This window comes from Grimontia kaedaensis (assembly GCF_023746615.1).
In the GTDB taxonomy this organism is placed as follows: domain Bacteria; phylum Pseudomonadota; class Gammaproteobacteria; order Enterobacterales; family Vibrionaceae; genus Enterovibrio; species Enterovibrio kaedaensis.
The window spans coordinates 1,079,038-1,103,351 of record NZ_CP082276.1 but is presented as its reverse complement, the minus strand read 5'-3'; the positions used below and the strand labels follow the sequence as shown (position 1 = coordinate 1,103,351).

The window sequence follows — 24,314 nt, the reverse complement described above, 5'->3', positions numbered from 1 at the left end:
ATAAATAACGAATTAAAGAGAAAAGACAGTATTTATTATGAAAACACTATTACCGACTTCAACAGCAGGAAGCTTACCGAAACCTTCGTGGTTGGCAGAACCAGAAAAATTATGGTCACCATGGAAATTAGAAGGTGATGCATTAATTGATGGCAAACAAGACGCGCTTCGCGTGGCATTGCAGGAACAACAAGTCGCAGGCGTAGATATTGTCAGCGATGGTGAACAAACACGACAACATTTCGTGACTACGTTTATTGAGCATTTAAATGGCGTTGATTTTGAAAAGCGCGAAACCGTGACAATCCGAAACCGCTATGAAGCGAGCGTGCCTTCGGTGGTTGGCCCAGTTTCCCGTCCAAAGTCTGTGTTTGTAGAAGATGCCAAGTTCCTTCGCAAGCAAACCGACAAGCCAATCAAATGGGCGCTGCCAGGTCCTATGACCATGATCGATACCCTTTACGATGGCTACTACCAAGATCGCGAAAAGCTGGCTTGGGAGTTTGCCAAAATCCTGAATCAGGAAGCGAAGGAGTTGGAAGCGGCCGGCGTGGATATCATCCAGTTTGATGAGCCTGCATTTAACGTCTTCTTTGATGAAGTAAACGAGTGGGGCATTGCCACACTGGAACGCGCAATCGAAGGGCTGAAATGTGAAACCGCTGTTCACATCTGTTATGGCTACGGCATTAAAGCCAACACCGATTGGAAAAAGACGCTGGGTTCAGAGTGGCGACAGTACGAAGAAGTCTTCCCTAAGCTGCAGCAATCCAACATCGATATTATCTCGCTGGAATGTCATAACTCTCGCGTACCAATCGAGTTGCTGTCACTCATCCGTGGCAAGAAAGTCATGGTAGGTGCCATTGATGTGGCGACAAACACCATCGAAACACCGGAAGAAGTGGCCGAAACTTTGCGTGAAGCGCTGAAATATGTTGACGCCGACAAACTTTATCCATGCACTAACTGTGGCATGGCACCACTCTCCCGTGAAGTGGCAACAGCCAAGCTAAACGCGCTGAGTGCAGGTGCGGAAATCATCCGAAAAGAACTCTCTGCTTAACCCAATTACTGGTAGAGAAATTTAAGACAGACACAGCAAGCCAATACGTGTTGTGCCCAATTCACAACATTTTATGTGTCTGTCTTTTCCCACTATCTTTATTATCTTCAATGGCTTAATTGCCTTCATTCCCCCTACATTTACGCTGTGGAAAAATGTGAAAAAGCGCTTTCACATTTTTTTCACACCACGTCATTTAGTCTGCCATTGTTGATACGAGGCATTGTCCATTTTTGCTGAAGGCGCTCTCAGGAAGTCAAACCTTCAACATCTCATGAGGCAAGGCACTTTGATTAAAATGGAATTAAGGACAGACAAAATGAAAAAACTGATCTTAGGTAGTGCACTTCTGGCTTCTTTGGGCGCATTCAGCGTTTCTAGCTACGCAGCAGACGCAAAAATTATCTCTGAAGAATCTGCTATCAAAGCTGCCCTAGCACAAGTCGGTGTTGAAGTACTGGGCATCCGCTTCGACGAGCCAGACACCCAGTGGGACGTATTTGTCAGATCTGGTGAGCAAGCTTACGAAGTGGAAGTTGATGCAGTCAGTGGCAAAATCGTAGCCGCTGAAAAAGAAAGCCTGGAAGAAATCAAAGCAGAGCTTTCAGGTGACCTTTCACACGAAGGCACTGTTGGCGACGTAGATAAGTAATTTTCCAAAAGCCACCTCACTTTGTATCAGTAAGGTGGTTTTCCTCTCTATTCATACCCTCTCCCTGCTCTTAAAGTCCAACAAACTCATAGACATACTCCTAAAACGTTAAAGATGTGGAGCACTTTGACCGGAATTGTAGCGAACATGGATGTAATTTAGGCAAAACACCCCGGAAATTAACATAGATCAAGCTTATTGCAGATATAGGCAAAAGCAATTGTTCTCATTATCAGCAAAGCAGTATTTTATGCGTCATCGCAGAGATAGGCTGCATAAAAACCTTTCGTTCGAATGGAACGGAAAATAAAAGGCTTGATTATGGATAATAAAAACAATGCATCGGGCAAGTGCCCAGTCGTACATGGCGCAATGACAAACGCGGGCAATTCGAACGTTGCTTGGTGGCCAAAGGCGCTGAACTTGGACATCCTCCACCAACACGACAACAAATCTAACCCTCTCGGTGAAGACTTTGATTACCGTGAGGCACTCAAAACGCTTGACGTTGAGGCGCTGAAAAATGATCTGAAAGCGCTGATGACAGACAGCCAAGAATGGTGGCCAGCAGACTGGGGTCACTACGGCGGTTTGATGATCCGTATGGCATGGCACTCAGCGGGTTCTTACCGCATCGGTGATGGCCGTGGTGGTGCAGGTACCGGCAACATGCGCTTTGCGCCACTGAACTCGTGGCCAGACAACGCCAACCTGGATAAAGCACGTCGTCTGCTTTGGCCAATCAAACAAAAATACGGCAACAAAATCAGCTGGGCCGATCTGATGATTCTGGCAGGTAACATGGCGTATGAGTCCATGGGTCTGAAAACCTTTGGTTTCGCGTTTGGCCGTGAAGATATCTGGCATCCAGAAAAAGACATCTACTGGGGTTCAGAGCAAGAGTGGCTGGCACCAAGCGGCGGTGAGAACGGTCGCTACGCAGCAGAAGGCGAACGTGCTCTGGAAAACCCACTGGCAGCAGTAATGATGGGCCTGATCTACGTAAATCCAGAGGGTGTAGACGGCAACCCAGATCCACTGAAAACCGCGCAGGACATGCGTGTGACCTTCGCTCGTATGGGCATGAACGATGAAGAAACCGTGGCACTGACTGCGGGCGGGCACACTGTGGGTAAAGCGCACGGTAACGGCGACGCAGCAAACCTAGGCCCAGCGCCAGAAGGTGCAGACATTCACGAGCAAGGTTTCGGCTGGCAGAATCACACCACCCGTAGCGTGGGTCGTGATACCGTGACCAGTGGTATTGAAGGCGCTTGGACCACTAACCCAACGCAATGGGATAACGGTTTCTTCGACATGCTGCTAAACCACGATTGGGAGCTGACCAAGAGCCCAGCAGGTGCATGGCAGTGGGAACCTGTCGACATCAAAGAAGAAAACAAGCCAGCAGACGTGGAAGACCCAAGCATTCGTCACAACCCAATGATGACAGATGCGGATATGGCACTGAAAATCGACCCTGACTATCGCGAGATTTCAGTGAAGTTCTACAACGATCCTGCGTATTTCTCAGATGTCTTCGCGCGTGCTTGGTTCAAACTGACGCACCGCGATTTGGGCCCTAAATCTCGCTATGTAGGTCCAGAAGTACCGGCAGAAGACCTGATCTGGCAAGACCCAATTCCAGCAGGCAAAGCAGATTACGACGTTGCTGCTGTGAAAGCGAAAATTACAGAAAGCGGCCTGTCTATCAGCGAAATGGTTTCAACTGCATGGGACAGCGCACGTACTTTCCGTGGTTCTGACAACCGTGGCGGTGCAAACGGTGCACGCATCCGCCTTGCGCCTCAGAAAGACTGGCAGGGCAACGAACCTGAGCGTCTGGCGAAAGTGCTGTCTGTGCTTGAGCCAATAGCGACCGAGTTCGGTATCAGCGTGGCAGATGCAATTGTTCTGGCTGGTAACCTAGGTATTGAACAGGCAGCACAAGCCGCAGGCTTTGAGCTGGAAGTACCATTCGCAGCTGGCCGTGGTGATGCAACGGCAGAACAAACTGATGTTGAGTCATTTGCTGTGCTGGAGCCACTGGCAGATGGCTTCCGTAACTGGCAGAAACAGCACTATGCGGTTGCACCAGAAGAAATGCTGCTGGATCGCGCTCAACTGCTGGGCCTAACCGCACCAGAGATGACCGTGCTGCTCGGTGGTATGCGTGTTCTGGGTACCAACTACGGTGACTCTGCACATGGCGTATTCACTGACCGTGTTGGCACCCTGAGCAACGATTTCTTCGTGACACTGACCGACATGAACTATGCGTGGAAACCAACGGGCCGTAACTCTTACGACATCGTTTCACGTAAGAGCGGTGAAGTGAAATACACCGCGAGCCGTGTTGATTTGGTGTTCGGTTCAAACTCTATCTTGCGCGCATATGCAGAAATCTACGCGCAAGACGACAGCAAAGAGAAATTCGTGAAGGACTTCGTTGCTGTATGGACCAAAGTGATGAACGCAGATCGTTTCGACATCGCTTAATCGCGTGGTAACGATCTAGAAAAACGAAAGACAATACCGCTCCCAGTGAGCGGTATTTTTTATCTAAAAGGGGAGGTAGCTCCGGCGTAAAACCATCAGATAGATCGCTTTTCTATGCGAGGCTGGACAAACGCAGTGCCATCTTTATTGTCACCTTCATTCATATCTTTGCCGTCATCCCTTGGCGTTGGCATTCCCTCATAGCGAATCAATCCAGCGAGCAATATCAGCATGGCCGCCATTATGTCATTCATGCTCAATGTATCACCCAGAAAAAACCACGCTAACCCTAACGCAAACACCACTTCACAGCTACTGACCATGGTGGTTTTCTCCATATCCGCTAACTGAGCACCGCGTGAAAACAAATATTGGGGCAGGGCGGCCGAAAGTACACCAAGTGCCAACACCAGACCAAGCTGTTCAAGCGTGGTGGGTAACGAAAACGCCTGCTGACTGAAGAAGGTGATTGGGACGAGAACGACTACATTCCCCAACAAAGCCGCAAACATTCGGGCGGCGGCATCGTGGTTTTTCTCTGGCAGAGAAAACATATTGATCACCACAGCAAACGATGCCGGTGCCGTAAGGCAAACCAGAAAGTCTAACCAAGATGCCTCGAAGCCCTGAGAATCTTGCATGATACCGACGGCGATAGCGATCAACATGGCCGCGATCATCCGGTTACGGCTCATGGTTTTATTGAAGCAAAGCCAGCCTAGCAAAATCGCGAACATGGGGTAGGCGTAATAGGTCAAAATGACTGTGTTGGGTTCCAGCTTGGTCAGGCTCGTCATAAAAGCCAACATGCCGATAGCCGAAAGCCCACCTACGGCGGTAAAGCGCAGAAATTCACCATCTAACACTGGGCGTTTTTTCATTAAAAGCAACATGAGCAGCGTTGGGATAGCAAAGCGGTACAGAGTAATAGAATCCGCCGAGAATCCCTGACTCAATAACAACTGCGCCAGCAATGGGTTAGAGCTGAATCCGAAAGCGGCTGCCAGTACCATCCAAATACCCATGATATGTCTTCCTCCTTCTTTCAAAGAACTGCGCTTTTAAACAACCACGGGAGAATACTAGTCGTTATGATGTAGAATTATTAATGAATAAATCTATCAATACATAAGAGGGATGCATGTATGAGGCTGGAGATCCGTCACTGGCAATTGCTTGACGCGATTGGAAAGTACGGCAGCTTAGGGGCGGCGGCAGATGTTCTCGGCGTGACACAACCCGCCATGAGTCATCGGCTTGCAGAAGCTGAGCGCCGACTAGGTAGCGCGATCTTTGAGCGTGACGGACGAAAACTCAAGCCGACACCCGCCGGGCAGGCGCTGATCCAAACCGCCGCCTCGATTTTGCCAGAGCTATCACGGGCAGAAGACGAATTTGAACGTACCGCGGCTAATGCCAGTCACCTAGTGCGGATTGGGGTGGCAGAATACTCTGCGTACCACTGGGTGCCGGGGTTTCTAAAATCGCTCGCATTCAGCAGGGAAAAGCTGCAAATCGATTTTGTAGCGGCAGCAACACGAGATGCCGAAGCCACCCTGATAACTGGGAAAACCGACATCATCATTTCTCCGGCGCGCTCGGAGAACCCCGCGTTGAATTGTAAACCCCTGATGGAAGATGAACTGGTGCTGGTGACGCATCCTGATCACCGTCTGACTTCCAAACCGTGGATAGAAGCGCAGGATCTGGTGAATGTGGATTACCTCACTTACAGTCTGGATGCGCTTCCCGGTTTTGAATACGAGCGCTTTATCCGCCCATCCGGTATTCGTATTCCACACATGCAAGTGGTGGAGATGACCGATGCGATCGTAGAAATGATTGCTGTCGATTTAGGCGTGAGTATTCTTTCCCGCTGGGCGCTGAAGCGTTCGATAAAACAAGCGCTGGTGGCTGCGGTATCAGTGACCAAACAAGGACTCCCATTAACCTGGTATATTATCAGCCGAAAATCAGACAGCAAAAATGAAGCAATCAAGACCACGGCCGAATCTTTGCAGCAATGGTTTTCGCAGAATGAGTCGAGTTAGGTCTTTAGGCCAATTGTTTAATTATATCGGGCAGCGTTTGTGGGGGACTTTCTCCTTCGTTATCGGCTTCTCATGTATGTCAGCTAAACATCGAAGCCTCTGCCTTGTATAAAGTCCCCAGAAACTGCTGCAAAAATCATCATCAAAGGTCAACAGACCTTAGAACCAACTCTGGAAAATCTTCTGGAAGCGCGGTCATTAACCAGTTTTGAAAGGTTTCAGCCTCTACAGACAGCGGGCGCTTTTTGGGGTGTACAATGAAGTAACGAAACGCAGTAAAAGTCGGCATTTCAAACAAGCAATGCAGCTTGGATGAGGTGAGATAAGGCAGAGCCAAGGTATGTTTAGTTACCGCAACACCTTGACCCGAAATCGCCGCCTCCAGTACAAAGATAGCGTCATGAACATCTATTTTTGATGCCAACTTACTAATATTCTGGGTTTTATCATCGGTAAATCGCTGGATCGCCTGGTTAACATCTTCAATATCCTTGGCGTGATAGCCTAACCAGGGCAGCGAGAGCGCATACTCTGAGAGATTTATCCCTTCACCTTCTGCTAACAATGAAGGTGCAACTACAATGACAATTTTGTCATGAAGAATTGGCGTTGTTGTCATTCCAGGGTAATTGCCAAGGCCAAATCTCAAAGAGAGATCCACCTCGGTGTTGGTTTCATTCGTGGGAATGTTGCTTGAGTGAACTCTAACCCGTATCTCAGGGTGAAATTTCTTGAAATCTGGAAGCCTGTGGATCAACCACTTTGCCATTGAAGGAATCACTGAAATGGTCACCAGCTTTTCACGGTTTAAGGTTTCAAGCGCGTCGAGCCCTTCGGTAAAACAGACCATTCCGTTGTCAATGAAAGGGTAGAACAGCGCTCCCTTTTCGGTAAGTTTGATGGTTCTGCCAACCCGCTCGATCAGTTGCACCTGTAACCTTTCTTCAAGGTTTTTTATTTGCTGGCTAACCGCGGACTCGCTGATGTGAAGTGTTTTAGCCGCCTGCTGAATACTTTGGTATTTCCCTACTGCTGCGAATACGCGCAGTGCGTTCATTGATGGAAAGCTAGGCATCGTTATCGGCAGTGTCCTTACATTAGGTTTTGTTTCATTTCGTCCTCACATTTAAGTTTTTCTAAAGTGTTTGTGCAAGAAACCCTGATTGTTTTCGTGCTGTTGGTCTCTAGACTTTCAAGGGTAAGTACGATTGGAAAGCGCATCGAGAATAATGCGGAATATACCCAAATAACCCAAAGGTGCGGATTTAACGCCGGCACAAACAAGGAGACGGAAAGTGAATCACCAGATGTTGATGGATGCGAAACGAAACATCGCACCTTATATGGGCGCAACACCCATGCTGTCTTCGCCTTTGCTTGACAAACAACTCAAAGGAAAGGCTTTGATTAAGGCGGACAGTTTGTGTCCGACAGGCGCCTTTAAACTGCGCGGCGCGATCAATGCGGTCTGCTGTTTGACCAACGAGCAGAAAAAAGCTGGTGTGGTTGCGTTCTCAACAGGTAATCACGCGCAGGCTGTGGCTTATGCGGGACAGCTATTTGGGGTGAAAAGTGTGGTCATTATGCCGAAGACAGCTAACGCGATAAAAATTGAAAACACACGCTTGCTGGGTGCCGACGTTGTGCTGTTTGACCCGGAAAATGAAACCAGAGAGGCTTTGGCTGAGAAGTATCAGAACGAGTACGGAATGACGCTGATTCGGCCTTATGACCACCCAGAGGTCATTGCCGGTCAGGGGACAAGCGGGCTTGAGATGGTCGACTATTGCCTCCTTCATCAAATCTCTCCGGACTATTGTTACGTTCCCGCTTCTGGCGGCGGCTACATTGCGGGTGTTTCGATTGCTATCTCCAAGTCATTTCCGCAGTGTGAAATTGTTGGCGTTGAGTCTGAGGTTTCGCGACCCTGGTACCACTCCATGCTCAATGGGGAGCGGACACATGCGGCACAGCAGCGCCCTTCAATATGTGATGCTATTTTGCCGCCACACCCAATGCCAGGTGAGCTGACATGGCCGATTGTTAAGGGCAGTGTGAGCCGATTTGTAGCCGTGTCCGACGAAGAGGTGCTCACCTCAATGAAAATACTCCAATCTTATCTGGGGCTTGCTACCGAGCCTTGTGGCGCGATCACACTTGCTGCGGCCTTGGTTGATGATCAAAGGCTAGAAGGCAAAAGTGTCATCTGCGCTGTGAGTGGCCGAAACCGCGATTTTTCCGTGAACCTCTGAAGGCGACAGAAATATGGTTGTATTGAATGAACCAGAAATCCGTGATGCCGTTGTTCTGACGAGTGCAGTCGTCTATGAAATGGGGGCGGCTTTTCAGTCGGGGGAGGCCAGTTTTTCCTGTCAGCCTCCGGTCCAACAGATGATGCTGGAGCCATTAAATGGGCTGCTATGTGTCAAATCGTTTTACTCGGCGGATCAAACCCATTTCGTTGTCAAAATGGCAGGAAATTATCGGCTAGACGGAGGCGGTGTCTCCCAAACTCATGGCATGAATGCGCTATATCATTCGAAGTCAGGCCAGTTACATGCTGTGCTTGCTGATAATGGGTATCTTACTCAAATTCGCACTGCGGCTGCGGGTGGGTATGCCGTTGATCTACTGGCACCGGAAAACATCGATGTCGCAGTGATTGTGGGTACTGGAAGGCAGGCGAGAATGCAGCTTTCTGCCTTGCTACTGGTGAGACGCCCGAGTGAAATTCGATGTTTTGGCAGAAGTGCAGCAGGTCTCAAAGGTTTTGCTGACTGGGCAAACGAAACTCACCACATAGACATCCAGTGTTACGGCGATGAAAGCGCTGCATTAGCAGAAGCAGATTTGGTGATCACTGCAACGACCAGTCGCACGCCGGTCCTCCACAGAAAGGTTGTTCTCGGGGAAGGTAAACAGCGCGATCGACTGATTATCGCCATGGGGTCTGACAGTAAGGAAAAACGAGAACTTGAAGAGGCCTTAGTGTTGGAAAGTGATCGTTGGATATGCGATGACATCAGTCAGTCTTTGACTTTGGGTGAGCTAAAAGGCATATCAGAACAGGAGATAGATGAGGTCATCAAGCCTATTTCACTGGAAAAGGTTGGCCGTGGTGCGGTAAAGGGACTGACAATCTGCGATTTAACCGGTGTCGCCAAATTAGACTTAGCGATCTCGGAATATTGTCTGGCAAGAGTCTCCGAATCGGCATTGGCTTAACAGGCGTGGCTGAAGATTCTCCATTGCTGAAAACATCCTTACGCTTGGCTTCGTCTCTCACCTTGGTGAATCGGTACTTCGCGTTTTGCCAACAGAGAGTGAAGCCAACGGACAACAGAATTAGAATGCGGACTCATTTTCTGCAGCGACTCTGTTAGTACTAAAACGTTTTCTAAACTCGGTCGGTGTCAGGCCAAATTCACGCAAGAACACCTTCCGAAAAGCACTGATATCTTGATATCCCACTTCATAAGAAATCTCGGTAATCCCTTTCCCTGTTAGCTCAATTAATTGGCAGGCATGGTGAAGGCGTAATTTCTGCAAGTATTGGATGATGGTATGTCCGACAGCAGCCAAAAAGCGCCTCTGAAGCGTTCGCTGGCTCACGAAAAAATGCTCTGCGATGGCTTTTACCGAAATGGGCTCAGCGTAATTCGCATCCAAATAGTCCTGTGCTTTTAGAGCAAGTTCATCGCCATGGTCTCGATTTGGGACAAATTGGCGGTAGAAGCGCTGTTCGCGAAATCCGTTATCAACCACCATTTCTTTCGACAACTGCTGAGCAATGGTTGGTGAAGAGTACAGCGAGACAATTTCAAAAAGTAGATCAAGCCATGCCATCAGACCTCCGGCGGTAATCACATCGCCTTCATTCACGATGATCGCATTCTCGTTGAGTTTCAGTTCAGGGAAAGCAGAACGAAACGAATCGGCTAATCGCCAGTGTGTGGTGCAGAACTTGTTATCCAGAAATCCTCCCTTCGCTAGAATAAACGCGCCAGCACAAGCGGAAGCAAGTAGAGCTCCTTGTTGCTGCATGCTCGAAAGATATTGATATAAGAGCGGGTTTTCCTGCATGTAAAAGTCATCGTTGATGCAAGGAGGTAACACCACGACCCTTACGCTCTGTTGCGTATCAAGATGTTCCAACACATTGATGCTCGCATCAAACCTGACCGAAGCGTTTAGCTGCTCACAAAGCGTATTAGCGATTGTCATGGCTTCAACTAAGCCATGAACTGCGGTTTGACTGGCTGTTGGGTAATTAACAATGGCAATTTTAATGTTTTTCATGGGATAGGTGTTGTCGCAAATGCCTTTTAAAGTGTCATTTTAGACTCTCGTTATAGGAACTCAACATGCACATAATTTACACATCCCAACGAGAGAACTGAGGAAATCAAAATGACTAAGCAAGCCTTGATTGTTATCGACATCCAAAATGATTATTTCGAAGATGGCAAATATCCGCTTTACCAGCCTAAAGAGACTACACAGAAAACGTTAGAAGCTATGGCTAGGGCGAAAGACAAGAACATTCCGATCATCCACATTCAACATTTGGTTTCACCGGAGCTGGGTGAGGGACTGTTTTTTTATGAAGGCTCAGAAGGCGTCAAAATCCATAAGGATGTGATGGCGGCAGCCCCTGACGCTCCAGTCGTCACCAAGCGCCATGCAGATTGCTTTGAGAACACCAATCTTGAAGACTTGTTACAATCGATGGGCGTGGAAGAGATCCTGATTACAGGCATGATGACCCACAATTGTGTCAACCATACAGCGCTCTCTCCAGCGGCGGAAAAATACAACCCGAAAGTCATTGAAGAGTGCTGTTGCACCATTGACTCTATCGCCCATGCACTAGCAGTCGACTCTATGCAAGTACGTGGTATCGAGATGCTAAACATTCAAAAAGCCTTCGCATAACAGATAGCGTTAACCTGTTTAACCAAGGTTAGAATCGCCCGGTGATCGTCAAAGCCAGTTCAGAGGAACTGGCTTTATCGCGAGAGCCATTAAGTCTCTTGCCAATCGGGAGCCCAGGGCGAGAGCTCTTTCGTCACTATGCGCATATTGGTATCGGTTAATGCATCAATTTTCGCCATTTCAATGCTTGATAAGGTGAAGTCCATAACATCGAAGTTAGCGCGAATGTTTTCCTGTTTTGTAGACATGGTGGTAATCGCTACCCCTTTCTGAAGCGCCCAGCGCAATGCGATTTGTGCGCTGGTCTTTTGGTAGCATTGTGCGATATCCGCAAAGAGGGGATGTTTAAAAATCTCCCCCCTTGCGACTGAGCAATAGGAAGAAAGGGGAATCGAGGTCTCAGTGGCCGTCAGTAGTAGCTGTTCTTGGTTCAATAGAGGATGGAACTCGACTTGATTGGTCACGACCGGCGTTTCAATGGTCTTTCGCACTTCTCTCATCATGCGAGCGTTGTAATTAGACACCGCAATATGCTTCGCTAACCCCAATCTATGCGCTTGTTCCAGCATCCACAGTGATGGGCCAATATCGCCATCTGCAGGCGGCCAGTGCAACATGAGAACATCAACATATTGTAATTTCAGAGCCTTGAGACTGTCTTTCACCGACAGTATAAAGTGGCGGTCATGGAAGTTGTCAGGGTGCACTTTTGTGGTAATGCACAGCGCCTCCCTTTTTACGGGCAATTTAGACAATGCTTCGCCTAAGCTCGCCTCGTTCCCGTACATTTGTGCCGTGTCGAACGCGCGGTAACCTGCCTCAAAGGCATGATGAACCGCCGTTGTCAGAGTGTCGCCATTGAGAGGATAGGTTCCGAAAACCCGTTGATTAACGCCTTGAAAGCACACATTCATCGTGATGCTCCTTATCTAGAATTGTGTCCCTGACATCGACAATCACAGGCTGTAATCAAAGACCGTGATGTCCTCAATGAGTGGCACGAAATCAAGTTTGAGTTTGTCATGCTCCGGGTGGGGGAGGTACTGCTCTCGGCCTGCTTGGTTTGCAAACGTCATCAGTACCGCATGGGTACACCCTTTGTTGAGGTTCTCGTCGCTGTCGTTTTCTCCCCACTCGACGGAAACAACCCCGTCGATTTTTTTAGGGACATCCAGAAAGAGTGCTTTGATATGGTTGATTTGGTCTTCGGTAGCGCTCTCTATAAATTTGATGAGCAAGATATGTCTGATCATTGTTGTGTGACTCCCTTTTGCCGGTCTTCCATGTTGTATTCTGTGATTATTCAAACGCCGCGCGGAATGGCGTTAGACGTCAAAGCCCATTTGCTGTCTACCCAACGCAGAGAGGTCAGTCTCTGTGGCTCGGTCCTTGTAATTCACCTCATAGTTTTCAGCGGCGAAATCAGGGCTACTTTCTCCCTTCAGAAAAGCGGCCTTTTGTTTTAGCGAGTAGTCGATGTTCTTCTGACATGAAGGCGCGGCACCAATGAAAAGAACATTGCTGTACCCATCGCCCGTGTGCTGATCTTCTACCGCATGAATGGTGTCCGGATGCCACCATACCGTGTCACCAGGATTGACTTTTGGAATTGACACTAAGCCTTCTAACAGATCGCTATGCCATTGCTCTGAAACGGTGAGCGCCCGACATGGCTCTGCACCACATAAGTCATCTTCAGGCACATCATCTTGAAGCGCTCTCAGCAGGATATAAGGCATGGTGAGTATAGAAGGCACGACTTTTAAGGTGCCATCACCCTGGCCTTGTGACGTCAGTGCCAGCCACCCTTGGAAGGAACGAAACACACTGCAAACTGCAGGGGAGGGAAACTCTTCTACGTTGATGCGGTGTGCACCATGAAAGGCATTATGTGAACGCCAGTCGCCACCGAATATTTTCTCAAATACCTTTCGGTAGCTTGGGTCAAGCCAACGTTCGACAGACCCAGCGTCCACATGCGGAGAGAGACCCAGCGTGGTATCGCCAGGTTCACGGCGGCGAACGCGGTCTGCATACGTGACGTCTTTTGTGGGGTCAAAGTAGGTTTCACCGTTTTCCTGCCATACCCAAAGTGCATTAAGGTATTGTCGAGCAGCAGCCATATTCGGATGTTGTCGCGCCCAGATCTGAGGCTTTGACCAATAGATACCGAAGATTTGCGGTTTGTCAGATTTCAGCTGACTGAAGTAATTGTCCTCAACATCCGTGGTTTGCTCGTAATAACCGTTGCCAACAATGTAGTCCGACAGCTCATCATTCTTTTGCTGAACGTCTTCAGTAGGCAGCGTATTTCGAATGATACAGCAGCCCGCCTGATGAATGGCATTGCGCTGTTGGGTACTAAATTGGCCCTGCGCCTGTACTTGGGAAAACTCATAAACCGGAATGGCACTGCCTGTCGTTTCAAGTGACTTGATGCGCTTAACATCCTCACGCACTGCTTGCTGAATCTCTTTGAACCTTTCCTTGTAATCAGGGATTTGCTGGCGCAGCGTTGCTTTTAAATTCCTGATTTGCTGTGGCAAGTTGTCTTTGGATAAAGCCATGGTTGCTCTCCTTCATTTGGCATCGCGTCCTTTCTTCAGTATTCACCGAGGACAGTATTGATCGGCATGTCAGCGCGTCATCTCTTGCTGAGCATTTATTGAGCGATTTGTTATTAATATACACAGCTAACTGGAACGTTCCAGTTATTTGTGTATATTTAAGTGAAGAGAGAGTATTGAAATTGAGAGTCTGCAACTATCCATCGTTCAGATATCCTTAATGTCATCAAATGGATATCACCTCTGAATACAATCATCTTTAGGTTGTTTGGATATACCAGTCAGGAGAAAATGTTGGTTAAAAAAGAGAACGCAAGAAGCAAGAAGCCGACAGTGATCGATGTTGCAAAGCGGGCTGGTGTCTCTAAATCGTCAGTGTCACTGGTCATTCGAAATGCGAAAGGCGTGGCTGAGGCAACCCGCGTTCGTGTCAGAGAGGCGATGGATGAGATCGGTTACGTATACAATCGTGAAGCTGCGGGTTTAAGGAGTAAAACGTCCACACTGGTTGCCATCATTGCCAATGACTTAGCCAACCCTTATTTGGCGCAAGTGATCATTGCGCTTGAGGCACGTCTTGATGAGTTAGGCCTGACACCCATCATAGTGAACATCAATGAAAGCTTATCGCGTCAGCAATCTATCGTAGCCTCGCTCAAAGAATACAATGTTTGTGGTTATTTGATTGTCCCGGCTCCCGATACCTCAGCGGAATGGATGCAATCTCTTGCATCGAATGGCAGTGCGATCGTCACCATGATGCGGCAAATCAACGGGGGAGGCGCACCCACTGTCATGCCTGATAACAGGCAGGGCTGCTACATGGCGACAAAACACCTTCTTGCGCTGGGTCACCGACGCATCGCCTTTGTGGGCGGTGTTGAAAGCATCTCTGACTACCGAGAACGCCGACAGGGTTTTATTGATGCCATGGCAGAAGAAAACGTCGCCATCAAAGACGGTGACATTTTGCCAGGGTCTACCAAACGCTTGGGTGGTAAAGAATTCACCCACCAATTACTCGATAAAGACGACTCAATCACTGCGATGGTGTGTTTCACCGACGTGGTCGCTTATGGCGTCTATGGTGCGCTTCGCGAGAGAAACCTGCTGCCTGGTCAAGACATTGCGGTGGTGGGCTTTGATGATTTGGATGACAGTCGCTTGCTTGCTCCCTCGCTAACAACAGTGAGGGTGAGTGCTGAATCTCTGGCGCATGAGGCATGCCGCCTGTTGGGAATCAGTCTGGAATCAGACGGAGAAGCGTTTCAAAGCAATCACAAGGTACTCATTGGCGTAGAGTTAGTGGTGCGCGATTCGACGCCTGATTTAAACGACATATAAAGTCGCCATTATTGGCTTTCCCATTTTTGAGCGGGGGAGGGCATGATCGGCGGTGATAATATCGAATGAGTTGTTCGTTAATGCAGTACCTACTATGAACAAATCAAAGATACTCCTTGTCGCGATTACCCTGATATTGCTCCTGATGGCGTCATTCAATGAATATGTCATCTACGACGAGTATTTCGCTTATCGAGCCGATTACGTTGCCTACCTGCTATTTGGTTACGTTACCTGCCTTTTTGTTTTACTGAACAACAAAGTCGGTAAATGGATGCTCATCATCTTCTATTTGATGCAGTCGGTGACACTTCTCCCTGACTACCCAGACTTCTACTTTAAAACAGGCATTTCGATTTACGTCTCCATATGGGATGGCGTGATCGACTCTCCCGCAGCGGATAGGGTCGGTTTTTCCATCAACGCACTGGCGATAGGCATGATCGCATTGACCTTTGCTTTCTTGAAAAATGAGCCGCGTGACAACCAAAAAGCGAGCGAGAAGCAGCCAGAGCAAGAATCTAAAGTTTCTAGGGGCTGTTGACCTTTGGTGATGGATAAAAACAGGATTGTGTATGACGTTTGCCAAGTACGGCCTTTTTACCTTTTTTGTCCTGTTCCTGACAGGGTGTGAAGAAATAGACCGCAGTGTGAGCTCCGCTCTTTGCTTTAACGAAGCGCTGGACATAGAGGGAGCAGAATACACGGTGGACTACATCTACCGATTGAAAGACTCGCACAACTATTCCTATGGCGCGGGTGAAAAAGTCGTGAATGGGGGTGAAGTATCAGTCCCCAGAATGCCTGGTGTGAAAGCGACTCAAGTCTTCACCTATAAACGCAAAAAACACAAAGATGGACACTTCTATACCCTAACCCCAGATAAGCCTGAAGAAATCTCTTTCTCTACTAAAGATGTGTTTTACGGAGCGATTGAAGAAAATGAAGATTGGTATTACTTCCCTTCAGGAGTTCAAGGCAAAGATGAGTTGTTTAAAGGGGAGAAATACGAATCAGAGAACATCTTCAAGCGCTTTATTGATGGCGTGGAGCAACCAAAAGTAGAGATAGAAACGACGGTGACGTTCTTAGGTATTGAAGAGCTGGATTTCAATGGCCACATCTTTCCAGCGTGTAAAAGAAAGACAAGGTTTGAAGGCTCTTTTGAAAGTGGAAGAGAATTCGATTTGTCTTACATATCCTATGTCGGCGTTGGCAATGGGATCCCGATTGAGGTGGACGTAGAAGAAGGCTGGGAGGTGGTATCTTTTGAAATCACTCTGAATGGTGAGAAGATTTTTCCGTTGAGTGAGGGGGAAGGGGAGTAGCAGCCATTGGTATGGCTGCTTGATAAATCGCCAAAAGTGCCTGTCCTGCCAACATATTCAAGGGAAAGCAGGCACCTAAATGCTGATGCCTGCTTGAAGAGAAAAAAGAAGAGAGGGCTATTCGGATTTCTGTTGCTTCGCTAACTGCTTTTCACGGGCTTTCACGGCGTTCTTAATCCCCATTTTCTCGCCCCACTTGAACACGAAGTAGCTAATGATAAAAGTCAGCGGCATCAAGATGGCCACAATCCACCAGAACACCGCACCAAACTCAGCAGTAACTTCAGCCAACGTTAAGCCGAAATAGCGCATGATGCCAGCAGCAACAATGAGCTCAATGCCCCCCCACAAAAGAATCGACAGCAAACGGCTTTGACGCGACATCAAACGTTCTGTTTTCTGGCCGAAATACATGCCTGCGACAACACAGGGAAGGGCAGTGGAAAGAAAAGAAGAGCTCGACTCTGTAGGGCCGAAATAAGATTCCAACGCGTAAAAAATCACCTCGACGAGTATCGTTAAAAGGCTCAATAAAAGGGCAACATGCCAAATCTTGGGTTCTTTGACATCAGCGAGCGGCATGTCGGTTTGCTGTTCAGTGGTCATCATTCATCCTTGTTTAAGTAAAAAATCCGTTTTTTCACAAACATGGCTATTAAATCATCTTTGATGATTGGTTGGGAAAGCAAAGATGGGATGAACGGAGACATTGATTCGCTTTGCGAGAGGCGTCGATATTGTGGAGGGTTTCAAAAAACTACTTTTGAGAAAACGCTAAATGGTGAGAGGGTACTTTAGTTGAGAGGAAGGGGACTAGCAGCCATTTGGTATGGCTGCTTGATTAATCTGGAGAGCTTATAGATGCCTGTTCAAACAACTAAGTAAGCTGGTATTGAAACCCGTTTGGACTGAAGTGCGTGTCCACTAAATCGGGGAAGGTCCAGAATCACTCTCGAACAGTTTGTTAGATTTGTTCTATTACCAACTGCAATTCATCAGCAAGGACTGGAGATCTTTGGTAATAATATTGCTCCATACCATCTATGTCACCAATAACTAAAGGAGGGGTATTCTTTTTGTCGGTTGTATGGCATATCGTAACGGTAGTTTTGGAACTGAGTGATAGTGATTGATGGAAAGTTCCAGCACTAATTCTATATGCTTCCCCTTCATTTACTTCTTGTGTCTTATCTACAGCTAAACTATACACTTTATCTAGCTTCGTAAGCACTGAACCTGTGGAACTATAACTTACGCTATAAAGCTGATGAGTTTCTGGTAACGCTAGATCTTTGTACTCAATATTCTTAATTGACCCACTGAGCACCCAACTAGTTAAATCAAACTTGTGGTCATGTATCAACCATGTGGGCTTTTGCGCCTTGTCAAAAGTATTTGTCCACAGATGCAGTCTGATCTTTTCCCTGCCTTCATCTAACAATGTCGCCATCATGAAACCTAAAGGATGCCAAGTAAAGCTTATACCTTCATTAACAGCAAACTCACAAAGTTGCTTTGCGTTAATTTTCCCACGATTACAGGCAGAAACTACTGACGATATGCGCCCAAAGTATTTTTTCATTTGCTATATGGTTCTCTCGGGTCATTTATAAAGTTTAAAATGTTCTCTAAACTTACTAATTCAACTTCTTTTTCGCATAATAAACCCACATCAATAATTAACCTCTTAAGATCTTCTTCTGAAGTTTTTCTGCTAACCTCAACAGGTCGATCAAATTGAACTTTCTTAGACTGTCGTTCAACTAAACGAGTCTCATCTTTATATGAATTATAAAAATAAGTACCCGCATCTGCGCGTAAGCCTGCAGCTTCCTTATCCTCCTTCGTGACGATTACATATGAATCTGATATATCAAGCCTAAACGCTGAGAACGTAGATGCTAGATGAATGTTTATTGTTAGTAATGGCTCTTTATATTTGAACTGCAATGCAGTTAAAACAGTAGCAATAACCTCTTCCTGCACTTTTTCTTTGGTCCAAGGTCCCCTAGTAGAAGCAGACTTCAGACTGCGCCTATAGTTTGCGTACTCTTCACAAGTATCAATTTTAGCCGGGTCCAACATAATAATTCGGATATCTCGACCTATACCTTCATGCTTTGCAGATTGTGCTAATGAAGGTATAGTAACTGCCCTCGTATATCTTCCACATGCACCTTTAATTATCCAAGTCTTTGTGTCCGCTGCAGCCTTCTTAAATAGAGGATTGATTTCTTTAGGTTCAATTATGTCCATTGTCGATTTTTTTATAATTTCTGGCGTAAGCCAGAAAACAAAGCTACCAATGAAGACTGTAATTAATAGTGAAACCGTTAAAGTATCCAAAATAGATACTAAAAATTTTGTCAGGTCAACTTTTGCACTTGGATAAAAGTGCGGTACGCCGATAAACCTAAGAATAAAGGCTATCACTAAGACTAAAATCACCACAGTGAAAAAAGAGCGCCTGTAGTGTTTTTTGCTTAAAATATTGTCCATTTTTTCTCCAAAACCTAACGCCTTACTAAAAGGCGGAAAATGCTTGGCTAAACTCAGCGACGAAGGAGCAAAGCCACGTGCTTTGCGTCCTTTTGAGTAACTTGTCAGTTTTTAATCGTCCTTAGCGTTCATGTGGGCACACCAACTGCAGATACCACCATTATCGTGAGCTTCATACATTTCGCTCCATGGTATGTCACAGCCAGCTCGTTTACATTCTGAAGTGATATAGTTCTCGACATTCTTATCAAACAACCATTTTTGCTTGGATGATAAGGAATCAACACCTTCAGCAATAACCTTTTTGGTTATACCTTCGGCAGCACCTTCGAGGTGGCCATTGCTTATCAAGCTTTGCAAGAAATCCTTGTAGCCATCATCTTCTTCCATGTGGTCATTAAAACCCATTTAAACTCTCCTGACTGGTTCTAAAAAATAACAACTTATTAGTGAGCATAAAGCCCCTTTAGTCCAAAACCGAGACGCTCGATTAGCCCATGTACACTTGGACAAGTTCAGAAAATAGCGTTTTAAAGTCAGCGAATTAACATTTTCCTTTGTGACATGAAAGTGAGAAATTGGGTGATCCGCAATCTAAGGATGCACTTTTCTACTAAAGATGTTGCTGTATTTCTATTCATAGGAAATGCAAAAGAATAATTAGACATTGTTCGACGATTCAAGTGCTAATTTATTCGAAATGCTAATCGACTTTGAAGCATTATCTCTCCACGCTAACGCCCTTACTTTTCGGTACGTAACACACCATCTACTGTCTGCAATTTCTGGCGTAAATATACCATTGAGCACTGATATGCATACATGATTTCGCTCGCACACTAGCTCGTTTGGTGAGTTGTTCATCAATAAAAATGTAAGGTTTTATTTTGAGATTAATATAGGGGGTCAATTAACCCGACTTTAACCCTTTTAATACCAACACCTGCTTCTCCAACACCAACCTGTCAGCTTCACTATTGGTCTTCTTTACATTCACCCATTGCACACCCGTGGTGTCGGCATGGTTGATTTCAAGTTGCAGCGAATACTTGGCGCGTTTGAAGATGGAAAATGCGCCTAAGCCAGTTAAAACCAGCGCGAGACCCAGCACACCTTTGTTCTGAAACTGGGAGTAGGCGAGCCAGACGCCGCCGGAGAAGATCCAAATCCAGAAGAAGATATAGAGCAGGTTATCCAGCAGGGAGACCTCTTTGACTCTTGTTTTAGCGGGACAGACAAAACAAGAGAAATAGGGTAGATAGTATTTCCCTTATTGAGTAAACCGCATACTTGGGTAACTATTTGGAGGAGTTCCACATTGGCATTGCCGCCTAATCAACTTCCGGCTTGATTTATCTAAATTGCAGACAACAAAAACATCAGGTAAAGACCTGATTATTTAAGGACAGAATAGAGAGAGGACGATTAGCTGTCAGGTAAACGTATTCCTGAGACTCTCTGGCGCTGAAGAAGCGGTAATGCTGCTTTGATGGCGTTTTCTGTCCCCACCATATTGCCAGCTTCGATGTTTGAGGTTGTTCTCAGCCAAAGTGAGGGTTCAATATCAAGGCGTTCCAGTAACGGTGGTAATTTAGCATCTATCTGCCCACGCTTATCATCACGCACTTGCCTGCCCGTCCAGTCAACCAATTCCAGATAGTCCAATAACAGAAAGGGAATACCTTCTGGCTGGTCTTTACGCAGATATCCCGCGAAAACATGTAAGTCTTCAGCATTAACCTGGTCATTTCTCAGTGCTTCAATTCGGGCTTTGACCGACGTGTACTCAGAGGACTCAGGCGAATCGGCGATATCTGCGCGTATAGGGTTGAGGTCAACATAGGTCATCGCGGCAGCCAGCGCCTTTTCATCCAACAATGCCTGACTCTTAAAACGCCCTTCCCAGAAGTGACCGGTGCATTGGTCTTCACGGTTTGCTTCTGCTGCAATATATTGATTTAGCAAGCGCATGAACCAACTGATGGAGGTCAAACGTTCTCGCCATGTTTCAATGAATGCCAGACACCGTTCATTTTCTGCCTCAGACATTTCTTCGCCACACATAAAGCGTTGTATTAGCACAGGACCTTGATGAAACGCTAACCACCGCTCGGCCACCTCGAATGGTGATAACACCTTCGCACTCTCTATGTTGATATGGAGAACGACATGGTAATGGTTGCTCATAATGGCGTAAGCACACACATCGATACAGAATGCCTTTGACAATGAGAGTAGGCGTTTCTCTATCCATCCTCGGCGGTGTTCAAAGCATTTTCCCTGTGCGTTATCAAAGCCACAAAGAAATGAGCGACGAACGCAGCGAGATACGCAGTGATAGTAAGGTGTGGCATCAACATTAATGAGTGAGGCGCGAGCGGTTGTCATGGCGAATTCGAATACCTGTAGTCGTCATTGAATTCACTTACACTAACTTAGTCGGCCCATTGTTGCTGGATAAATGAACAGGTATGAGGCGACATGCAAGCATGCATGAAACTGATAATTTCAACTTTTTCTAAAAGTGCCTGTCCTGCTAATCCTCTGCTTTTCTAAAAGTGCCTGTCCTGCTAATCCTCTGCCGCCTGAATAAGAAGCGGCGTAGGGAAACACACCAACCGGGTCATTGCAGACGCAGCTGATGAGGATAGGTTAAGACCATTTGCAGAGAGCCTGTTAATGCGGCGGGCACGTTGATGCCTTCTAACGAATTAGGCACTGCAACCGCGTAATGTCATCAGGGCCATGACGTGAGTCAGTGAAAGGCCGAATGTAGAGCGGCAGTCCAAAACCCATCTTGAAAAGTCTAGCGGATGCTTGACGAACGGGGGAATCCATGTAGCCGCATTAAGGTGTGAGCGACGCTTAGCTATACTTGAGCGAAGCGAAAACGCCAAGCGTTGCGAATCACTTTTAAATGCTTTGTTAAGTGCCGTATACAATTTCACACTTAATAGAGGACAGTATGTCATCCAAAACTGCTGCTTCATCCTCTGTAATATGAAAATCTGGATAGCCCTCAATAAATACAGTTAAAGATTGGTAATCATATCCTGTATTCTTGACAACAACCTGCTTACCCATTTTGTAATATACTGCACCTCTGCTAGCTGGATGAAGCTGAACTGATAAGTTGTCAATATCATAAAGGCTAAGATGATATTGATTACCATTAATTTTAATCGATAACCTTGCGCCATCCCATTGTTGCGGTTCAAAAACAGACTTAGTGCATCCTTCATTGAACCGGAACGGGATGAACGTTCTGTTTATATCTCTGAACTCAAGCCAAAGCTCTTTAACACTTGGTAAACCTTCACAGTCAACGTGAACAATGTTGTTTCTATAATTTCTAAGTTTATGAAATTGAGCAATTCGTCGTTCCCATATTTCATTGTCCTTGTCATGCTTAGAGTATGGATTTATTAGCTTCATCTCTTCTATGATTCTGTGGAGTTTTTTAGCCCTCGAGTTTTCACCAATCATATTTACGCCCAAATATCGGGCATAGTCCTTTATTCGCTTCTCGAACAGCAAAGCCTCTACTTTCAAGTCTTCGAAGGAAGGCTGTTGATAACCCGGTAGTTCTACATAAGACCCAGCTACTGGCGGTATATCCGGCTTGCTATCTATCTTCCTAGAGAACAGCCTCCAGATTCTTTTAAACATTTTGCTTCCTGAAAATTTTTAGACAAGGCACTTAACGCCCTGTTAACAGGCAATAAAATAGTTGGTTAAAATAAGCGACGAAGGAGCAAAAACCAACTATTTTTTGTCCTTGTTTAACAGCTTGTTAGGCAGTTTTTTGGGAAGCGACATATTCAGCACCTTGCTTTATGAAAGCTCTAAACTCATCCTCTGAAATTGAATTATGTCCAGCATTATATGCATCATACTTTCCAGATAAACGGTTATATATTGAAGATGTACAGAAAAAGACAAAAGATCCATTTAGAAATCTTTGTGCGCGACGAGCGCTATCCGGTAACGGATTTCCTTCGAATTCATGATACTCCCAGCTTGTGTAATCACTATAAACTCCAGGGTAAACTTCTGTTAATTCTTCAGAAATGCCTTTATAGTCGAGTGTATTCGGAATCCCTGTAGGATCAATTTCATTAGACTCTAACCTAAAATAATCCCATGAAGGGTCTACACCAAATGATTCATAAGTTAATTTTTTAGGATTTATAAGTTCAACCATTTTTTCACTGACATGAAGAGCTATGAATCCTTCTTCTTTAGCGATCGATGCACCAATAATTGTATGACCACCGCCATTTGGAAAAAACATGTGATTGAGAGATCTTGCTTTTGACAATTCATTTATAACTTGAACAATAGAGTTTGTGTCCGTCCAAGTTGTACGCTCTGGCGTACCTAGCGGGAAAAGCTTTTCTTGAAGTTCAAACCATTCTGTTAGGTTACGTTCTTCAAAGTCTTTATTTAGCGCTATCCATTTTTCTAGATCTGTAATAAAACTAGAAATGGATGGGCGAGCTTCGGGGTTATTGTCTGTCGCTTTAGTAAGAAGTTGATCTAACGAAGTTAAATATAATTCACTATGATAGTTCTTTAGACCTAAAATACTATTTGCTATGTACTGACCATCAAAGCCTCTTTCTTCACCAGAAAGAGCTATCCATAGTGTTTTAGCAAAAGAATATACATCTGCACTTTTACCATCTGCTTCGTAAGCATAGCGTCGCATTTCTGGTGCCATTGTAAATTTTGCACCTACATCCCTTTTTTTAGGGGTAATAGATTCTCTTTTAGGATATTTGACTAAGCCAAAATCAGTAAATACTAGCCGTTCATTTAGAAAAAGTAAGTTTTCTGGCTTAATGTCTCTATGAGCTATATCTAGATCATGAAGCTCGTTTAAACTTCTCGCCAATGTGACGAAGTCATTGGCAATATTAAGCGGTGTTTTATCTTCTATATATTTATCAAAAGGCTTTGCCAAAGGCATTACAAACCATGGGGTTCCGCCAGCCTTAGTTTCTGGTATAAATGAATCTAATATCTTTATAACACCTTCAATTTCAACCTTTCTGAGAACGGCTTCTTCAATCGAAAATCTCTTAAATGTTACATCATCAATATTTTTTAAAGCTTTTAAAGCAAAATACTCATCATCTTTATTTTTCACCTTCCATACATCACCATTACCACCTGCACCAAGCTTTTCAATGAGTTTCCAATTCCCTACATTTCGATTTTTCTTGAATTTCAGTTTTGCCACCATAGATTGGCATACTCCTTTACTGCCTAACGCCGCGTTAAGTAGTGAGCAACGCTACCACGAAACATAACCATACCACCGTAAACAAGAAACCCAACGATGGAATGAAAAATGCCATGCGTTGGGAA

At 45.9% G+C, this 24,314-nt stretch carries 24 protein-coding genes; 10 read left to right on the top strand and 14 right to left on the bottom strand.

Translation table 11 applies throughout. The annotated features are described in order from the left end of the window. Window positions 1-37 precede the first annotated feature (37 nt). The 3 genes from K6Q96_RS21935 (at window position 38) to katG (ending at window position 4,217) form a co-directional block, all read left to right on the top strand. Complete coding sequence (locus K6Q96_RS21935; protein ID WP_251880138.1) at window positions 38-1,066, top strand: methionine synthase; 1,029 nt, start codon at window positions 38-40, stop codon at window positions 1,064-1,066. 319 nt (window positions 1,067-1,385) lie between these two features. Next, window positions 1,386-1,718 carry a PepSY domain-containing protein gene (locus K6Q96_RS21930; protein ID WP_251880136.1) on the top strand — a complete coding sequence of 111 codons (333 nt, stop codon included), beginning with the start codon at window positions 1,386-1,388 and terminating at the stop codon, window positions 1,716-1,718. Between the two features lie 321 nt (window positions 1,719-2,039). Beyond that, entirely contained in the window at window positions 2,040-4,217 is a 2,178-nt protein-coding gene (gene katG, locus K6Q96_RS21925) for a catalase/peroxidase HPI (RefSeq protein ID WP_251880134.1), read from the top strand. Window positions 4,218-4,312: 95 nt separating this feature from the next. Here katG and K6Q96_RS21920 read toward each other — a convergent pair whose 3' ends face one another. Then, complete coding sequence (locus K6Q96_RS21920) at window positions 4,313-5,242, bottom strand: DMT family transporter (RefSeq protein WP_251880132.1); 930 nt, start codon at window positions 5,240-5,242, stop codon at window positions 4,313-4,315. Window positions 5,243-5,362: 120 nt separating this feature from the next. On the opposite strand from K6Q96_RS21920, the gene K6Q96_RS21915 reads away from it, so the two are divergent. Continuing rightward, window positions 5,363-6,268 carry a LysR family transcriptional regulator gene (locus K6Q96_RS21915; protein WP_251880130.1) on the top strand — a complete coding sequence of 302 codons (906 nt, stop codon included), beginning with the start codon at window positions 5,363-5,365 and terminating at the stop codon, window positions 6,266-6,268. Between the two features lie 142 nt (window positions 6,269-6,410). Here the strand turns inward: K6Q96_RS21915 and K6Q96_RS21910 are convergent, their stop codons facing one another. Then, the gene (locus tag K6Q96_RS21910) at window positions 6,411-7,325 is read right to left on the bottom strand and encodes a LysR substrate-binding domain-containing protein (RefSeq protein ID WP_251880128.1); all 915 of its coding nucleotides are present in this window, start codon (window positions 7,323-7,325) and stop codon (window positions 6,411-6,413) included. A 238-nt stretch (window positions 7,326-7,563) separates the two neighbouring features. Between K6Q96_RS21910 and K6Q96_RS21905 the strand changes: the two genes are divergently transcribed. Both K6Q96_RS21905 and K6Q96_RS21900 read left to right on the top strand, forming a co-directional pair. After that, window positions 7,564-8,520: a threonine ammonia-lyase gene (locus K6Q96_RS21905; RefSeq protein WP_251880126.1), complete on the top strand. Its 957-nt coding sequence runs from the start codon at window positions 7,564-7,566 to the stop codon at window positions 8,518-8,520. A 13-nt stretch (window positions 8,521-8,533) separates the two neighbouring features. After that, window positions 8,534-9,493: an ethanolamine utilization protein EutC gene (locus tag K6Q96_RS21900; RefSeq protein ID WP_251880124.1), complete on the top strand. Its 960-nt coding sequence runs from the start codon at window positions 8,534-8,536 to the stop codon at window positions 9,491-9,493. A 120-nt stretch (window positions 9,494-9,613) separates the two neighbouring features. Here the strand turns inward: K6Q96_RS21900 and K6Q96_RS21895 are convergent, their stop codons facing one another. Further along, on the bottom strand, window positions 9,614-10,567 hold the full coding sequence (locus K6Q96_RS21895; RefSeq protein ID WP_251880122.1) for a GlxA family transcriptional regulator: 954 nt from the start codon (window positions 10,565-10,567) through the stop codon (window positions 9,614-9,616). A 111-nt stretch (window positions 10,568-10,678) separates the two neighbouring features. Here K6Q96_RS21895 and K6Q96_RS21890 point away from each other — a divergent pair, with 111 nt between their 5' ends. Then, window positions 10,679-11,203: a cysteine hydrolase family protein gene (locus K6Q96_RS21890; protein WP_251880120.1), complete on the top strand. Its 525-nt coding sequence runs from the start codon at window positions 10,679-10,681 to the stop codon at window positions 11,201-11,203. Window positions 11,204-11,292: 89 nt separating this feature from the next. Here K6Q96_RS21890 and K6Q96_RS21885 read toward each other — a convergent pair whose 3' ends face one another. The 3 genes from K6Q96_RS21885 to K6Q96_RS21875 form a co-directional block, all read right to left on the bottom strand. Continuing rightward, window positions 11,293-12,117, bottom strand: coding sequence for an aldo/keto reductase (locus K6Q96_RS21885; RefSeq protein ID WP_251880118.1), 825 nt, complete (start codon window positions 12,115-12,117; stop codon window positions 11,293-11,295). A gap of 42 nt (window positions 12,118-12,159) precedes the next feature. Beyond that, window positions 12,160-12,456: a Dabb family protein gene (locus K6Q96_RS21880; protein ID WP_002538078.1), complete on the bottom strand. Its 297-nt coding sequence runs from the start codon at window positions 12,454-12,456 to the stop codon at window positions 12,160-12,162. Window positions 12,457-12,528: 72 nt separating this feature from the next. After that, window positions 12,529-13,770 (bottom strand): YbiU family protein, encoded by a 1,242-nt coding sequence (locus K6Q96_RS21875; RefSeq protein WP_251880116.1) that lies wholly within the window; start codon window positions 13,768-13,770, stop codon window positions 12,529-12,531. A gap of 291 nt (window positions 13,771-14,061) precedes the next feature. Between K6Q96_RS21875 and K6Q96_RS21870 the strand changes: the two genes are divergently transcribed. The 3 genes from K6Q96_RS21870 (at window position 14,062) to K6Q96_RS21860 (ending at window position 16,442) form a co-directional block, all read left to right on the top strand. Beyond that, complete coding sequence (locus tag K6Q96_RS21870; RefSeq protein ID WP_251880114.1) at window positions 14,062-15,114, top strand: LacI family DNA-binding transcriptional regulator; 1,053 nt, start codon at window positions 14,062-14,064, stop codon at window positions 15,112-15,114. Window positions 15,115-15,208: 94 nt separating this feature from the next. Then, entirely contained in the window at window positions 15,209-15,658 is a 450-nt protein-coding gene (locus tag K6Q96_RS21865; RefSeq protein WP_251880112.1) for a hypothetical protein, read from the top strand. Window positions 15,659-15,689: 31 nt separating this feature from the next. Then, window positions 15,690-16,442, top strand: coding sequence for a hypothetical protein (locus K6Q96_RS21860; RefSeq protein WP_251880110.1), 753 nt, complete (start codon window positions 15,690-15,692; stop codon window positions 16,440-16,442). Window positions 16,443-16,559: 117 nt separating this feature from the next. Here the strand turns inward: K6Q96_RS21860 and K6Q96_RS21855 are convergent, their stop codons facing one another. The 8 genes from K6Q96_RS21855 to K6Q96_RS21820 form a co-directional block, all read right to left on the bottom strand. Next, window positions 16,560-17,051, bottom strand: coding sequence for an ABZJ_00895 family protein (locus K6Q96_RS21855; protein ID WP_251880108.1), 492 nt, complete (start codon window positions 17,049-17,051; stop codon window positions 16,560-16,562). Between the two features lie 355 nt (window positions 17,052-17,406). Next, window positions 17,407-18,024: a hypothetical protein gene (locus tag K6Q96_RS21850; RefSeq protein WP_251880106.1), complete on the bottom strand. Its 618-nt coding sequence runs from the start codon at window positions 18,022-18,024 to the stop codon at window positions 17,407-17,409. Continuing rightward, the gene (locus K6Q96_RS21845) at window positions 18,021-18,941 is read right to left on the bottom strand and encodes a hypothetical protein (protein ID WP_251880104.1); all 921 of its coding nucleotides are present in this window, start codon (window positions 18,939-18,941) and stop codon (window positions 18,021-18,023) included. The genes K6Q96_RS21850 and K6Q96_RS21845 overlap by 4 nt, the downstream gene beginning before the upstream one ends. Window positions 18,942-19,052: 111 nt before the next feature. Then, window positions 19,053-19,349 (bottom strand): hypothetical protein, encoded by a 297-nt coding sequence (locus K6Q96_RS21840; protein ID WP_251880103.1) that lies wholly within the window; start codon window positions 19,347-19,349, stop codon window positions 19,053-19,055. 502 nt (window positions 19,350-19,851) lie between these two features. Further along, entirely contained in the window at window positions 19,852-20,052 is a 201-nt protein-coding gene (locus tag K6Q96_RS21835) for a hypothetical protein (RefSeq protein WP_251880101.1), read from the bottom strand. A gap of 314 nt (window positions 20,053-20,366) precedes the next feature. After that, window positions 20,367-21,329 (bottom strand): transposase, encoded by a 963-nt coding sequence (locus K6Q96_RS21830; RefSeq protein WP_251880099.1) that lies wholly within the window; start codon window positions 21,327-21,329, stop codon window positions 20,367-20,369. A 537-nt stretch (window positions 21,330-21,866) separates the two neighbouring features. Then, window positions 21,867-22,610 (bottom strand): hypothetical protein, encoded by a 744-nt coding sequence (locus tag K6Q96_RS21825; RefSeq protein ID WP_251880097.1) that lies wholly within the window; start codon window positions 22,608-22,610, stop codon window positions 21,867-21,869. Between the two features lie 124 nt (window positions 22,611-22,734). Beyond that, window positions 22,735-24,189: a serine/threonine protein kinase gene (locus K6Q96_RS21820; RefSeq protein WP_251880095.1), complete on the bottom strand. Its 1,455-nt coding sequence runs from the start codon at window positions 24,187-24,189 to the stop codon at window positions 22,735-22,737. Between the last annotated feature and the right edge of the window lie 125 nt (window positions 24,190-24,314).

Bases quoted from the DNA above. Each gene is read 5' to 3' on its own strand.
- K6Q96_RS21865 (WP_251880112.1), top strand. From the start codon at position 15,209: ATGAACAAATCAAAGATACTCCTTGTCGCGATTACCCTGATATTGCTC.
- K6Q96_RS21850 (WP_251880106.1), bottom strand. From the start codon at position 18,024: ATGAAAAAATACTTTGGGCGCATATCGTCAGTAGTTTCTGCCTGTAAT.
- K6Q96_RS21880 (WP_002538078.1), bottom strand. From the start codon at position 12,456: ATGATCAGACATATCTTGCTCATCAAATTTATAGAGAGCGCTACCGAA.
- K6Q96_RS21900 (WP_251880124.1), top strand. From the start codon at position 8,534: ATGGTTGTATTGAATGAACCAGAAATCCGTGATGCCGTTGTTCTGACG.
- K6Q96_RS21890 (WP_251880120.1), top strand. From the start codon at position 10,679: ATGACTAAGCAAGCCTTGATTGTTATCGACATCCAAAATGATTATTTC.
- K6Q96_RS21830 (WP_251880099.1), bottom strand. From the start codon at position 21,329: ATGACAACCGCTCGCGCCTCACTCATTAATGTTGATGCCACACCTTAC.
- K6Q96_RS21820 (WP_251880095.1), bottom strand. From the start codon at position 24,189: ATGGTGGCAAAACTGAAATTCAAGAAAAATCGAAATGTAGGGAATTGG.
- K6Q96_RS21825 (WP_251880097.1), bottom strand. From the start codon at position 22,610: ATGTTTAAAAGAATCTGGAGGCTGTTCTCTAGGAAGATAGATAGCAAG.
- K6Q96_RS21855 (WP_251880108.1), bottom strand. From the start codon at position 17,051: ATGATGACCACTGAACAGCAAACCGACATGCCGCTCGCTGATGTCAAA.
- K6Q96_RS21935 (WP_251880138.1), top strand. From the start codon at position 38: ATGAAAACACTATTACCGACTTCAACAGCAGGAAGCTTACCGAAACCT.
- K6Q96_RS21870 (WP_251880114.1), top strand. From the start codon at position 14,062: ATGTTGGTTAAAAAAGAGAACGCAAGAAGCAAGAAGCCGACAGTGATC.
- K6Q96_RS21910 (WP_251880128.1), bottom strand. From the start codon at position 7,325: ATGAACGCACTGCGCGTATTCGCAGCAGTAGGGAAATACCAAAGTATT.
- K6Q96_RS21895 (WP_251880122.1), bottom strand. From the start codon at position 10,567: ATGAAAAACATTAAAATTGCCATTGTTAATTACCCAACAGCCAGTCAA.
- K6Q96_RS21845 (WP_251880104.1), bottom strand. From the start codon at position 18,941: ATGGACAATATTTTAAGCAAAAAACACTACAGGCGCTCTTTTTTCACT.
- K6Q96_RS21920 (WP_251880132.1), bottom strand. From the start codon at position 5,242: ATGGGTATTTGGATGGTACTGGCAGCCGCTTTCGGATTCAGCTCTAAC.
- katG (WP_251880134.1), top strand. From the start codon at position 2,040: ATGGATAATAAAAACAATGCATCGGGCAAGTGCCCAGTCGTACATGGC.
- K6Q96_RS21840 (WP_251880103.1), bottom strand. From the start codon at position 19,349: ATGGGTTTTAATGACCACATGGAAGAAGATGATGGCTACAAGGATTTC.
- K6Q96_RS21885 (WP_251880118.1), bottom strand. From the start codon at position 12,117: ATGAATGTGTGCTTTCAAGGCGTTAATCAACGGGTTTTCGGAACCTAT.
- K6Q96_RS21875 (WP_251880116.1), bottom strand. From the start codon at position 13,770: ATGGCTTTATCCAAAGACAACTTGCCACAGCAAATCAGGAATTTAAAA.
- K6Q96_RS21915 (WP_251880130.1), top strand. From the start codon at position 5,363: ATGAGGCTGGAGATCCGTCACTGGCAATTGCTTGACGCGATTGGAAAG.
- K6Q96_RS21930 (WP_251880136.1), top strand. From the start codon at position 1,386: ATGAAAAAACTGATCTTAGGTAGTGCACTTCTGGCTTCTTTGGGCGCA.
- K6Q96_RS21860 (WP_251880110.1), top strand. From the start codon at position 15,690: ATGACGTTTGCCAAGTACGGCCTTTTTACCTTTTTTGTCCTGTTCCTG.